Annotated in this window: 2 protein-coding genes (1 of these 2 only partly in view); both read left to right on the forward strand. The window is 70.1% G+C overall.

What is annotated here, in order from left to right; translation table 11 throughout:
• On the forward strand, nt 1-13,919 hold the end of the coding sequence (locus tag B9C99_RS04950) for a non-ribosomal peptide synthetase (RefSeq protein ID WP_088897118.1). The gene continues 15,661 nt to the left of window position 1, outside the view; only the last 13,919 of its 29,580 coding nucleotides appear in the window; the start codon falls outside the window, past its left edge; it ends in the stop codon at nt 13,917-13,919.
• Nucleotides 13,920-14,166: 247 nt separating this feature from the next.
• On the forward strand, nt 14,167-14,529 hold a 363-nt coding region (locus B9C99_RS26005), incomplete at its 3' end, for a hypothetical protein (protein ID WP_216359288.1).

A 14,529-nucleotide genomic window follows, 5' to 3' on the forward strand; every position in this document is an offset into this window, starting at 1 on the left:
CGATCGGCACGCCCATCGCGGGTCGCGGCGAGGCCGAGGTCGACGACCTGATCGGCATGTTCGTCAACACCCTCGTGCTGCGCAGCCGGGTGGACACGGGTGAGGGCTTCTCCGACCTGCTCGCACGGGTGCGCGAGGCCGACCTCGAGGCGTTCGCCCATGCCGACATCCCGTTCGAGCGGCTCGTGGAGATCCTCAACCCCGAGCGGTCGACGGCACGCCACCCGCTGTTCCAGGTGGTCCTGTCGTTCGAGAACCTGCCCGAGACCGCTCTGGAACTGCCCGAGCTCACCGTCTCCGGCGTCCCGTTCGAGGTCGACACCGCGAAGTTCGACCTGGGCCTGACCCTGCGCGAACACATCGACGGATCCGGCGCACCCGCCGGCCTGTCCGCCGAATTCTCCTACGCCAGTGCACTCTTCGACGAGAGCACGATCCAGCGTTTCGCCGAGCGGTTCACCCGACTGGTCGGCGGCATCCTCACGGACGACCGTGCCCCGGTCGGCGACCTGCCGCTGCTCGCCGACGACGAGTTCGCGCAGCTCACGGCCATGCGCGGACACGACGTCGTCACCGAACCGAGCACCCTCGCCGAGTTCCTCACGCGTGGGGTCGCGATGGATCCCGACGCCGTCGCGGTGCGGTACGAGGGACGGTCGATCACCTACCGCGAACTCGACGAGACCTCGTCGAGGCTCGCGCGGGTGCTGATCGATCGCGGCATCGGCCCGGAGAACTTCGTGGCCGTGTCGTTCCCGCGCTCGTACGACATGACGGTCACCGTCATGGCCGTGGCCAAGTCCGGTGCGGCGCACGTCCCCGTCGACCCGACCTATCCGGCCGACCGCGTGCGCTACATGCTCGACGACTCCGGGGCCACCCTGGGCATCACGTCGTCCGAGTACGTCGGTGGACTGCCCGACGACGCGGAATGGCTGCTGCTCGACGACCCGGCGTTCGCCGCGGACGTCGAATCCCGCTCCGCCGCACCGATCACCGACGCCGACCGGGTACGCCCGATCCGGGTCCACCACCCGGCCTACCTGATCTACACGTCGGGGTCGACCGGCAAGCCCAAGGGCGTCGTCGTCACCCACACGGGTCTGGCGGGCCTGAAGGACATGGTCACCGATCTGTACGGGGTGACCTCCGAATCGCGGTTCCTGCAGATCTGCTCGCCCAGCTTCGACCCGTCGGTGCTCGAGTGGATGGCGGCCTTCGCATTCGGCGCGACGCTCGTGATCGTGCCCGCCGGGATCATCGGCGGTCCGGATCTCGCCGAGCTGCTGAAGACCGAGCGCGTGACGCACACGATCATCACGCCGGCGGTGCTCGGCACGATGGACTCCACGGGCATCGACAGCTTCGAGGTGCTCTCCGTCGGTGGCGACGTGACGACGCCGGAGTTGCTGGCCGAATGGTCGCAGCGCACCACCTACGTCAATGCGTACGGCCCGACCGAGGCGACCATCGTGTCGACCTTCGGCGAGATGGAACCCGGACGTCCGATCACCATCGGCGAACCCATCGTGGGTATGACGGCCCTCGTGCTCGACTCGCGTCTGCGCCCCGTGGCCGCCGGCATGGCGGGTGAGCTCTACGTGGCCGGCCGGGCACTCGCCCGCGGCTACCACCGCCGCAACGCGCTGACCGCAGAGCGGTTCGTCCCCAACCCCTACGGCGAACCCGGCGACCGCATGTACCGCACCGGCGACGTCGTCCGGTGGCGGCCCGTCGAGGACCGGCTCGAGATCGAGTTCGTCGGCCGCAGCGACTTCCAGGTCAAGGTGCGCGGTTTCCGCATCGAACTCGGGGAGATCGACGCGGTCCTCAGTGCACACGAGTCGGTGAACTGGGCGACGACGGTGGGGCGGTCCACCCCGTCCGGCGCGACCGTCCTCGTGTCGTACGTGCTGCCCGTCCGCGGCCGCACGATCGACACCGCACAGCTGACGGAGTTCGTGGCGCGCTCGCTGCCGCCGCACATGGTGCCGTCGGCGATCGTGGTGCTCGACGAGGTGCCGTTGACGCCGGTGGGCAAGCTCGATCGTGATGCGTTGCCGGAGCCGGTGATCGAGGAGCGTGAGTACCGGGCTGCGGAGAGCGAGGTCGAGCAGATCATCGCGGAGGTGTTCGCGGAGGTTCTGCATCTGGACAAGGTGAGTGTCGACGAGTCGTTCTTCGCGCTCGGTGGCGACAGCATCGTGTCGATCCAGTTGGTGTCGCGGGCGAAGGCGCGGGGTGTGGTGTTCACGCCGCGCGATGTCTTCGAGCGTCGTTCGGTGGCGGGCCTCGCCGAGGTCGCCACCCGCGCCGACGAGACGCAGACCGAGCGACTCGAGGAACTCCCCGGCGGCGGTGTCGGCGACGTGCCGCTCACCCCGATCATGCGCGAGGTCCTCGGCTGGCCCGGCGGCTTCGACCGCTTCTCGCAGACCGTCGCCGTGACCCTCCCGGCCGACATCGACCGGGACGTGCTGACCCGCACCATCGGTGCGGTCGTCGACCATCACGACGCGCTGCGCTCGATCCTCGAACGCGATGCCGACGGAGAGGTGACCCTGCGGGTCCGCTCCGCGAGCACCGTGGATCCGGACGCCCTGCTGTCGCGGGTCGAGGTCGCGGCCGACGTCGACGACGCCGAGCTCACCGAGATCGCCTCCCGCGAACTCGATTCCGCGCTCGGAGCGCTCGACCCGTTCGCCGGTTCGGTGCTGCGATTCGTGTGGTTCGACTTCGGCTCGGCCGAACGTCGCGGCGTGCTCCTCGTCGTCGCCCACCACCTGGTGATGGACGGTGTGTCGTGGCGCATCCTGCTGCCCGACCTCGGTCTGGCTTGGGGACAGATCGTCTCCGGTGAGCAGCCGCGGCTCGAGGCCGTCGGGACGTCGCTGCGCCGCTGGGCCCACGGCCTGGTGGATGCCGCAGCACAGCGCCGGTCGGAGCTGCCGCTGTGGGAACGGATACTCGAGGGACCGGACCCACTGCTCGGCGAGCGTCCCTTCGACCCCGCCGTCGACGTCACCTCCACCGTCGAACGCATCGAGATGAACCTCGACGCCGCGCAGACCGATGCACTGCTCACCACGGTGCCGGCCCTGTTCCGCGGCGGTGTCGCCGACGGTCTGGTGGCCGCGCTCGGACTGGCACTCGTGAGCTGGCGCCGCGACCGCGGCATCGAATCCTCCTCCGCCCTCGTGAAGTTCGAGGGTCACGGCCGCGAGGAATCCGTGGTGCCGGGCGCCGACCTGTCCCGGACGGTCGGCTGGTTCACCAGCGCCTACCCGGTGCGGGTCGACCTTGCCGGTGTGGACGTCGACGACGCCGTCACCGGTGGTCCCGCGATGGGTGCGGCGGTCAAGGCCGTCAAGGAACAGCTGCTGGCCATCCCGGACAAGGGGATGGGCTTCGGTCTGCTGCGCTACCTCGATCCGGAATCGTCGGCGCGGCTCGCCGCCATCGCACGCTCACCGCAGATCAGCTTCAACTACCTCGGTCGCGTGTCCTCCGCGGACGTGCCGGAGGAACTCGCCGAGATCGGCTGGGCCCCGACCGACGCGCTGGGACGCGTCGACGCCGCCCTCGACGCCGACATGCCCGCGAGCGCGGCGATCGACATCAACGCGATCGTCAACGACGGCGCGGACGGCCCGCAGCTCGGCGCGAACATCGCCTTCCCCGCGGGTCTGCTCGACCGCGAGGACGTCGACGAGTTCGTGCAGCACTGGCGGGCCGCCCTCGCAGCGCTCGTCACGCACGCCGCCGACCCCGCCGCCGGTGGGCTCACGCCCTCCGACGTGCCGCTCGTGTCGGTCACCCAGGCCGATCTCGACCGTTGGCACGTGCGTTACCCGTCGCTGGCGGACGTGTGGCCGCTGTCGCCGCTGCAGTCCGGTCTGCTCTTCCACGCGTTGATGACCGGCGAGGACGACGTCGACGTCTACACGATGCAGGCCGTCCTCGACCTCGAGGGAGAAGTGGATCCCGAGCGGCTCCACCGCGCCGCGCAGGCACTGCTCGACCGGCACGCCAACCTGCGGACGGTCTTCGTGACCGACGCCGACGGCGACTCGGTGCAGCTCGTCCTCGACGACGTGCAGGTGCCGTGGCGCACCGTCGACATGTCCGCGGAGGTCGCCGCGGACGGCGTCACCGCCACGGTGCCGTTCTGGAAGGACGAGGAGGCACGCCGCTTCGTCATGGACACCGGACCGCTCATGCGGTTCGTCCTCGTGCACCTCGGCGACGGCCGCTACCAGCTCGGCGTGACCACCCACCACGTGCTGGTCGACGGCTGGTCGATGCCGCTGCTGATGCAGGACCTCATGGCCCTGTACGCGACGAGGGGAGAGGTGTCCCTGCTGCCGCGGGTGCGCTCGTACCGCTCCTTCCTCGAATGGGTCACCGCCCGCGACCGCGAATCCTCGCGTGAGGCGTGGGCGCAGACCTTCGCCGGCTTCGAGGAGCCGACGCTGCTCGCTCCGCAGACCCCGCGCCATCCCGGGCTCCAGGGCGACGACCGGGTGAAGGTCGAACTCGACGCCGAGCGACTGGCCGCCGTCAGCGGCGCCGCCGCGCGCCTCGGCGTCACGGTGAACACGCTCGTGCAGGCCGCCTGGGGCGTGCTGCTCGGCCGCCTCACCGGTGCCGAGGACGTCGTCTTCGGCGCCACGGTCTCGGGTCGCCCCGCCGACCTGCCCGGTGTGGAGTCGATGGTCGGCCTGTTCATCAACACGCTGCCCGTGCGGGTCGCCTTCGATCCGGACGAGCCCGTCTCGGCGTTCCTCGAACGCCTGCAGGGTGAGCAGGCCGCACTGCTCGGCCACCACCATCTCGGACTCACCGAGATCCAGCGGGCGACGAGTCCGTCGGTCGCCTTCGACACGCTCACGGTGTTCGAGTCGTACCCGCTCGACGAGGAAGCCCTCGCCGAGCAGTCCGCCTCCATCGACGGCATGGCTGTCACGGGTGTGGGCACCCACGACGCGACCCACTACCCGCTGAGCCTGTTCGTGCACCTGCGCTCCGCGCTCGAGGTCGAACTGCGTTACCAGCGAGCACTGTTCGACCGCGACCAGGTCGAGACGCTCGTCGAGCGTTTCGTTCGCGCACTCGAGGCGATGGCGCAGCAGCCGGAGATGCCGGTCGGCGACATCGCGCTGCTCGGCTCCGAGGAACTCGACCGGATCCTCCACGCGTGGAACGACTCCGATCATGCCCTCGACGGGACCGCACTGCTCACCACGCGTTTCGACGCGCAGGTGGCACGCACCCCGGATGCGGTCGCGCTGTCCTACGAGGGCGAGGAACTGACCTACGCCGAGTTCGACGCGCGGGTCAACCGGCTCGCCCGGCACCTGATCGGCCGTGGTGTGGGGCCGGAGTCGCTGGTCGGCCTCGCCGTCCGCCGCTCGACGGAACTGCTCGTGGGCATGTACGCGATCGTGCGGGCCGGCGGCGCCTGGGTGCCGATCGATCCGGATCATCCGGCCGACCGCATCCGCCACATCCTCGACACCGCAGATCCGGTGTGCATCGTGACCACGGCGCGCGACGAGTTCGAGATCCCGTCGGGAACCGCCGTCGACGCGGTGGAGATCGACCGGCTCGACCTCGCGGCCGTGCCGGCGACGCCGGTCCGCGACGAGGACCGGCTCTCGCCGCTGCGTCCCGACAACACCGCCTACGCGATCTTCACGTCCGGCTCCACCGGACGGCCGAAGGGCGTGGCCGTGACGCACCGCGCGATCGTCAACCAGACGGAATGGATGCTGCACGAATTCGAGATGACCTCGGAGGACGTGTACTTCCAGAAGACCGCGACGACCTTCGACGTGTCGCTGTGGGGCTTCTTCATGCCGCTGAGCGTGGGTGCGAAGCTCGTGATCGCCACCCCCGACGGTCACCGCGACCCGGCCTACCTGTCGGAGGTCATCGCCCGCGAGAAGGTGACCATCACCGACTTCGTGCCGTCGATGCTCACCGTCTTCGCCGCGCACGCCGACGCCGCCTCGTGCAGCACGCTGCGCGACATCTTCGTCATCGGTGAGGCTCTGCCGCCCGAGACGATCGACGGTGTGCGGCGGATCAGCTCCGCGGACATCGACAACCTCTACGGACCGACCGAGGCCGCGGTCTCGGCCACCTACTGGCAGGCCCCCGCCGAGGGGCCGGTCGACGTCGTGCCGATCGGTGTGCCCGAGTGGAACGTCCGCGCGTACGTGCTCGACGGTCGTCTGCGGCCGGTTCCCGTGGGTGTCCCGGGTGAGCTCTACCTCGCGGGTGTCCAGCTCGCGCGCGGCTACGTCCGGCGGCCCGACCTCACCTCCGACCGGTTCGTCGCGAACCCGTTCGGTGCACCGGGCGACCGGATGTACCGCACCGGCGACCTCGTGACGTGGAACGGCGACGGCGAGCTCGAGTACATCGGCCGCACCGATTTCCAGGTGAAGTTCCGCGGTCAGCGCATCGAGCTCGGCGAGATCGAGACCGCCCTGCTGGCACACGAATCGGTCAACCAGGCCGCGGTCCTCGTGGCCCAGACCCAGACCGGTGACCAGCTCGCCGGCTACGTCGTGCCGGTGCCGGGCCACGAGATCGACAGCGGTGCGCTGATCGAGTTCGTCTCCGGCTCCCTGCCGTCGTACATGGTGCCCGCCGCCGTGGTGGTGCTCGACGAGTTCCCGCTCAACACCTCGGGCAAGCTCGACCGCAAGGCGCTGCCCGCGCCGACCTTCGAGGTGCGCGAGTTCCGCGCGCCGCGCACGCCGGTCGAGGAGATCGTGGCAGGCACCTTCGCCGACGTGCTCGGCGTCGATCGCGTGGGTCTCGACGACGACTTCTTCGCGCTCGGCGGCAACTCGCTGATCGCCACGCAGCTCGTCGCCCGCCTCGGGTCCGCGCTCGACGTCCGGGTCCCCGTGCGGGCCCTGTTCGAGGCCTCCACCGTCGAGGCGCTCGCCGCGCACGCCGAACGGCAGACCGGTACGACCGGGCGTGCCCCGCTCGTACCGCAGCCGCGCACCGACCGCATCCCGCTGTCGCTCGCGCAGCAGCGCATGTGGTTCCTCAACCGCTTCGACAACTCGTCGGCCGCCGACAACCTGCCGGTCGCCGTGCGGCTCACCGGTGCGCTCGACGTCGAGGCCCTGCAGGCGGCGGTCCGCGACATGCTCGACCGTCACGAGGTGCTGCGCACGATCTACCCGGAGGACGACGGACGTCCCTACCAGCTCGTCCTGCCCACGGCCGATGCGGCACCGCAGGTCGTCGCCGAGGACGTCGACCCGGCGGACGTGCCGGATCGGATCCGCGAGATCGTCACCACCGGTTTCGACGTCACCGCGGAGTTGCCGCTGCGGGTGGCGCTGCTGCGCCTGAGCGAGACCGACCACGTGCTGGTCTTCGTCGTCCACCACATCAGCGCCGACGGCTGGTCGATGGCTCCGCTGACCCGGGACGTCATGACCGCCTATCTCTCCCGTGTACACGGGGAGGAACCGGGATGGACGCCGCTGCCGGTGCAGTACGCCGACTTCGCGGTGTGGCAACGCCAGGTGCTCGGCTCCGAGGACGATCCCGAGAGCGTGCTGTCCGCCCAGGCGGCGTACTGGCAGGACGCCCTCGCCGGACTTCCGGACGAGCTGAACCTGCCGATGGACCGTCCGCGCCCGCCGGTGCAGTCGTTCGCCGGCGGCACGGTCGGACTCACGATCGACGCGCAGACGCACCGCGCCGTCGCCGAACTCGCACGCCGGACCGGCACGACGATGTTCATGGTGATGCACACCGCGCTCGCGGTGTTCCTCGCCCGCATGGCGGACACCGACGACGTCGCGATCGGTACCCCGATCGCGGGCCGTGGGGAGCACGAACTCGACGACATGATCGGCATGTTCGTCAACACGCTCGTGCTGCGCAGCCGGGTGGACGGCGGAGAGAGCTTCACCGATCTGCTCGCCCGGGTCCGGGAGACCGACCTCGAGGCGTTCGCCCACGCGGACATCCCGTTCGAGCGGCTCGTGGAGATCCTCGCGCCGGAGCGGTCGACCGCCCGCCACCCGCTGTTCCAGGTGGCGCTGTCGTTCGAGAACCTGCCGTCGGCCGGTCTCGAACTCCCGGGCCTGACGGTCTCGGGTGTCCCCTTCGACGTCGACACCGCAAAGTTCGACCTGTCCCTGACGCTGCGCGAGCAGTACGACGAGACGGGCGAGCCCGCCGGCATCGGAGCCGAGTTCTCCTACGCGACGGCCCTGTTCGATCGGCGGACCGTCGAGGAGTTCGCGCGCAGGTTCTCGATGCTGCTCACCGGTGCGTTGGACGATCCGCAGTCGCCCGTCGGCGACCTGGCGATCCTCGACGCGGACGAATTCGACCGACTCACCCACGTCCACGGCGACCGTGTCAGTGCCGGGGGAAGCCTCACCGACATCCTCACGACCGGTGTCGCGATGGACCCCGACGCCGTGGCGGTGCGCTACGAGGGTCGCTCGATCACCTACCGGGAACTCGACGAGACCTCGTCGCGACTGGCACGCCTGCTCATCGAGCGTGGCGTCGGACCGGAGAACATCGTCGCGGTCGCGTACCCGCGGTCGTACGAGATGGTGCTGAGCGTGTGGGCGATCGCGAAGACCGGCGCCGCACACCTGCCGGTCGACCCGACCTATCCGGCCGACCGCGTGCGTTACATGCTGTCCGATTCCGGTGCGGCACTGGGCATCACAGGCGGCGCGCACATCGACGGCCTGCCGGACGAGGCCGACTGGCTCGTGCTCGACTCGGCGGAGACCGCCACCGCACTCGAGGCACGGTCGGCCGATCCGATCACCGACGCCGAGCGACTGCGCCCGATCCGGCTCGACCAGCCGGCCTACGTGATCTACACGTCGGGTTCGACCGGTCGACCGAAGGGTGTCGTCGTCACCCACACCGGACTCGGGGGAGTGGTCGACACCGCGGTGGATCTCTACCACCTGCGGGCCGGCCACCGCTTCCTGCACATCTGCTCGCCGAGCTTCGACCCGTCGGTGCTCGAGTGGATGGCGGCGTTCTCCAGCGGCGCCACGCTGGTGATCGTGCCCGCCGGGATCATCGGGGGCCCGGATCTCGCCGAGCTGCTGAAGACCGAACGCGTGACCCACACGATCATCACGCCCGCGGTGCTCGGCACGATGGATCCGACCGGCATCGACAGCCTCGAGGTGGTCTCCGTCGGCGGCGACGTCACCACGCCCGAACTGCTCGCGCGGTGGGCGCCGGGACGGAAGTACTTCAACGGCTACGGCCCGACCGAGACGACGATCATCTCGTCCTTCGGCAAGCTGCAGCCGGGACGGCCGATCACCATCGGCAATCCCACGCACGGGGTCTCCGCGCTCGTCCTCGACGCCCGGCTCCAGCCGGTGCCCGAGGGTGTCGCCGGTGAGCTGTACATGGCCGGTGGTGCACTCGCACGCGGCTACCACGGTCGCAGCGGCCTGACCTCGGAGCGATTCGTCGCCAACCCGTACAGCGCCGACGGATCCTGCATGTACCGCACCGGCGACGTGGTGCGCTGGCGCTCGATCGGCGGCGGCCCCGTCGAACTCGAGTTCGTCGGCCGCAGCGACTTCCAGGTCAAGGTGCGCGGTTTCCGCATCGAACTCGGTGAGATCGACGCGGCGCTGACCGAACACGAGACGGTGGACTTCGCGGCGACCCTGGGCCGCACGACCGGCTCGGGTGCCACGGTGCTGGTGTCGTACGTGCTGCCCGTCCGCGGCCGGACGGTCGACACGGCGGAGCTGACGGAGTTCGTGGCGCGGTCGTTGCCGCCGCACATGGTGCCGTCGGCGATCGTGGTGCTCGACGAGGTGCCGCTGACGCCGGTGGGCAAGCTCGATCGTGATGCTCTTCCGGAGCCGGTGATCGAGGAGCGCGAGTACCGGGCTGCGGAGAGTGAGGTCGAGCAGATCATCGCGGAGGTGTTCGCGGAGGTTCTCCATCTGGACAAGGTGAGTGTCGACGAGTCGTTCTTCGCGCTCGGTGGCGACAGCATCGTGTCGATCCAGCTGGTGTCGCGGGCGAAGTCCCGGGGTGTCGTGTTCACGCCGCGTGACGTCTTCGAGCGTCGTTCGGTGGCCGGCCTCGCCGAGGTCGCCACGCGGGCGGAGAGTTCCGGCCCCATCCGTCTGACCGAGCTGCCCGGCGGTGGTGTCGGCGAGGTGCCGCTCACGCCGATCATGCGCGACGTGCTCGGCTGGCCCGGCGGCTTCGACCGGTTCTCGCAGCTCGTGTCCGTCACGCTGCCGCAGGGCATCGACCGGGACGTGCTGACCCGCACCATCGGCGCGGTGATCGACCACCACGACGCGCTGCGCTCGATCCTCGAACGCGGTGCCGACGGCACGCATGTCCTGCGGGTCCGCGCGACCGGCACGGTCGAACCCGGAGCGATCCTCGACCGCGTCGAACTGTCCCCGGACGTCGACGACGCCGGGCTGACGGAGATCGCCAACCGCGAGATCGACGCGGCCCTCGGCCGTCTCGATCCGTCGAGCGGTTCCGTGATCCGCTTCCTGTGGTTCGACCTCGGCGACACCCGCCCGGGCATCCTCACGGTCGTTGCCCACCACCTCGTGGTGGACGGTGTGTCGTGGCGCATCCTGCTGCCGGACCTCGGGCTGGCCTGGGGCCGGATCGTCTCCGGTCAGGAGCCGCAGCTCGAGGCGGTCGGGACGTCGTTGCGTCGCTGGGCCCACGGCCTCGTCGAAGCGGCTCCGTTGCGACGAAGCGAACTGCCGCTGTGGGAACGGATCCTCGAGGGACCGGATCCGGACCTGGGGGCCCGCCCGTTCGATCCCGCCGTCGACACGATGGCGACGGTGCAGCGACTGGAGATCTCCGTCCCGGCGGCGGACACCGATGCGTTGCTGACGTCGGTGCCGGCCCTGTTCCGCGGCGGTGTCGCCGACGGTCTGGTGGCCGCGCTCGGATTGGCGATGGTGCGCTGGCGCCGCGATCGTGGCGTCGAATCCTCGTCCGCCCTCGTGAAGTTCGAGGGGCACGGTCGTGAGGAGGCTGTGGTGCCGGGTGCCGACCTGTCGCGGACGGTCGGCTGGTTCACCAGTGCCTACCCGGTGCGGGTCGACCTCGCCGGTGTGGACGTCGACGACGCCTTCGCCGGCGGTGCCGCGATGGGTTCGGCGGTCAAGGCCGTCAAGGAGCAGCTGCTCGGGATCCCGGACAAGGGCATGGGCTTCGGTCTACTGCGTTACCTCGATCGGGAATCGTCGGCGCGCCTGGCCGAGATCGCACGCTCGCCGCAGGTCAGCTTCAACTACCTCGGCCGGGTCTCCTCGGCGGACGTGCCGGAGGGGCTCGCCGAGATCGGCTGGGCGCCCACCGACGCGCTGGGCAAGCTCGACGTGACCCAGGACGCCGACATGCCCGCCAACGCGAGCGTGGACATCAACGCCGTGGTCTCCGACGGTGCGGACGGCCCACAGCTCGGGGCGAACATCGCCTTCCCGGCGGGTCTGCTGGACCGCGACGACGTCGACGAACTCGCGCAGCACTGGCTCGAGGCGTTGAGCGCACTCGCGCGGCACGCCGCGTCGCCGGCCGCAGGTGGCCTGACCCCGTCCGATCTGCCGCTGGTCGACATCGACCAGAAGGAGATCGAGACGTGGGAGCAGCGCTACCCGTCGCTGGCGGACGTGTGGCCGCTGTCGCCGCTGCAGACCGGTCTGCTCTTCCACGCATCGATGACGATCGACGAGCGCGTCGACGTCTACACGATGCAGGCGGTCCTCGACCTCGAAGGCGCGGTGGATCCCGACCGTCTGCGGGACGCGGGACAGGCACTGCTCGACCGGTACCCGAACCTCCGCACGGCATTCGTCACCGACGACGAGGGGCAGTCGCTGCAGCTCGTGCTCGACGAGGTCGAACTGCCGTGGCGGACGGTCGATCTCACCGATCGCGCGGACGACGTCCGAGAGGCCGAACTCGCGGACGTGCTCGCCGACGAGCAGGCCCGGCGTTTCGATATGGAGACGGCACCGCTCATGCGGTTCCTGCTCGTGAGGTCCGGGGCGGATCGCTACCACCTGGCGGTGACGAGCCACCACATCCTCCTCGACGGCTGGTCGATGCCGCTGCTCATGCAGGACCTCATGGCCCTGTACGTGCTGCGCGGAGACCGCACGGTGCTGCCGCGCGTGCGTTCCTACCGGAATTTCCTCGCTTGGCTCGCCGAGCAGGACCACGCCGCCTCGCTCGACGCGTGGGCGCAGACCCTCCAGGGGCTCTCCGAGCCGACGGTGGTCGCTCCGGTCCAGCGCGACCCCGACAACGAGACCATCTCGAAGGTCTCCGTCCTGGTCGACACCGATCACACCGCCCGGCTGACCGCGCTGGCCACCGAGCTCGGTGTCACGGTGAACACGCTCGTGCAGGCCGCCTGGGGTGTGCTGCTCGGCCGCATCACTGGCAACCCGGACATCGTGTTCGGCGCCACGGTTTCGGGTCGCCCCGCCGACCTGCCCGGCGTCGAGTCGATGGTCGGCCTGTTCATCAACACCCTGCCGGTGCGCGTGCGGGTCGATCCGCACGAGTCGGTGGCGCACCTGCTGCAGCGCCTGCAGTCGGAACAGGCCGGTCTGCTCGACCACCACTACGTCGGGCTGTCCGAGATCGAGCAGCGAATCGGGAACCCGATCGGTTTCGATTCGCTGCTGGTGTTCGAGTCGTACCCGATCGACCGCGAGGCACTGTCCGACGCCGCGGGGTCGATCGACGGCATGACGATCACCGGGGTCGGGGTCAAGGACGCCACGCACTACCCGATCACTCTCATGACGGTCGCCGACACGCAGATCGACCTGACCTTCAAGTACCTGGAGCGGTTCTTCGCCGAGTCGGAGGTCAGGAACATCTCGGAGCGGCTGGTGCGCGTGCTCGACGCGTTCGCCGCCGATCCGGAGTCGGCGGTCGGCGACATCGACCTCGTCGATGCGGAGGAACTCGCCCGCATCGTCGCCGAGTCCGGACCGTCCAGCGCGGCCGTGGACACCGGCGCGCGGACGCTGGCCACGGTCTTCGCCGAGGTGGTCGAGGAGGATCCGGCGGCGCCGGCGCTCTCGCTCCCGGCCGATCCGGAGATCGGCGGTGAGGGGACGGAGATCGCCTACCGGGAACTCGACGCACGGTCGTCCCGCCTGGCTCGGCTGCTCATCGGCCGCGGCCTCGGCACCGGCGATGTCGTCGCGGTCGCGATCCCGCGCTCGGTGGAGTCCGTGGTCGCCCAGTGGGCGGTGGTCAAGACCGGTGCCGCGATCGCGCCGGTCGATCCCACCCGCGTCGACGGGCAGCTGCCCGCCGGAGCCGCTCTGGGACTGACGGTCGCCGGTACCGCGGCGAACGGTGCGGACAGCTGGTTGGTCGTCGACGAGCCCGGTGTGCGGGACGAGCTGGCTGCGCAGCCGGCGGATCCGGTGACCTACGCCGACCGGTTGCGTCCGGTCGGCTCGGCGGACCCGGCACTCGTGCTGCCCTCGCGGACGTTCACGAACGTCGAACTGGTCGAGAGGATCGGCACGCTGCGGGATCGGTACGAGCTGACCTACGAGTCGCGCAGCCTCGCGGTGGGCGGTGTCGAGATCGAGGCGGTGGCGCTCGAACCGCTGGTCGTCACGGCGACCGGTGCCGTCGTCGTGGTCGTGCCCGAGGGCGCGTCGTCGGGTACGGCCCTGGACAGCGTGCTCTACAACGAGTGGGTCACCCACGTGCACCTGCCCGAGGCATCTCTGAGCACGCTCGAACCCGGGTCGCTCGAGGACCTCGCGGCCGTCGTCGTGGTGGACGACGCCCCCGACGGGTTGCTCGAGGAGTGGGGCGCGGCACACCGCCTGTACCGGCTCGCTGACCTGGACTGACGATGTGGTGGGGCCGCTTCGGGTGGCCCCACCACCTCGGCGGACGAGTCCCCGCGGGATGCGCCGGTAACGTCGGGAGTGGTCGGAGAGATGAACCCCATGGGGTTACTACCGAGTAAGTTCGCCCGTCTCCGACGGGTGACTATGCTTGCTCGGTTCGCAGACGCGACCGTTGGGATCGAAAGCGAAGGGTATGGGCTTTTTCATGCGTTCACGACACGATGGCAGCTCGAACGGGGCCTCTCCGGTGAACGCATCCTCTTCGTCCGATTTCCCTTCGGAGACGCAGCCTCGCGAGACGCAGGACGGTGCCCGCAGCCGGGCACCGCGTCCCGAACGTGCACCCCGTCCCGAACGCGCGCCTCGGCCCGAGCGCTCACCCCGCCCCGAACGTGGCGCACGCCCCGAGCGCGCTGCGCGCCCGGCGCGCGGCGAGCGTGCCCGTGGTCGTCGTGGTGTGTTGTTGCCGCAGTTGTTGGTGTCGGCGGTGGAGTCGGCCGGTGATGCGGTGGCGGTGGTGGAGGGTTCTCGGTCGTTGTCGTATCGGGAGCTCGATGCGGTGTCGTCGCGGTGGGCGCGGTGGTTGATCGGTCGTGGGGTGGGGCCGGGG

Source organism: Rhodococcus sp. BUPNP1 (genome assembly GCF_002215235.1).
Classification (GTDB): Bacteria; Actinomycetota; Actinomycetes; order Mycobacteriales; family Mycobacteriaceae; genus Rhodococcus.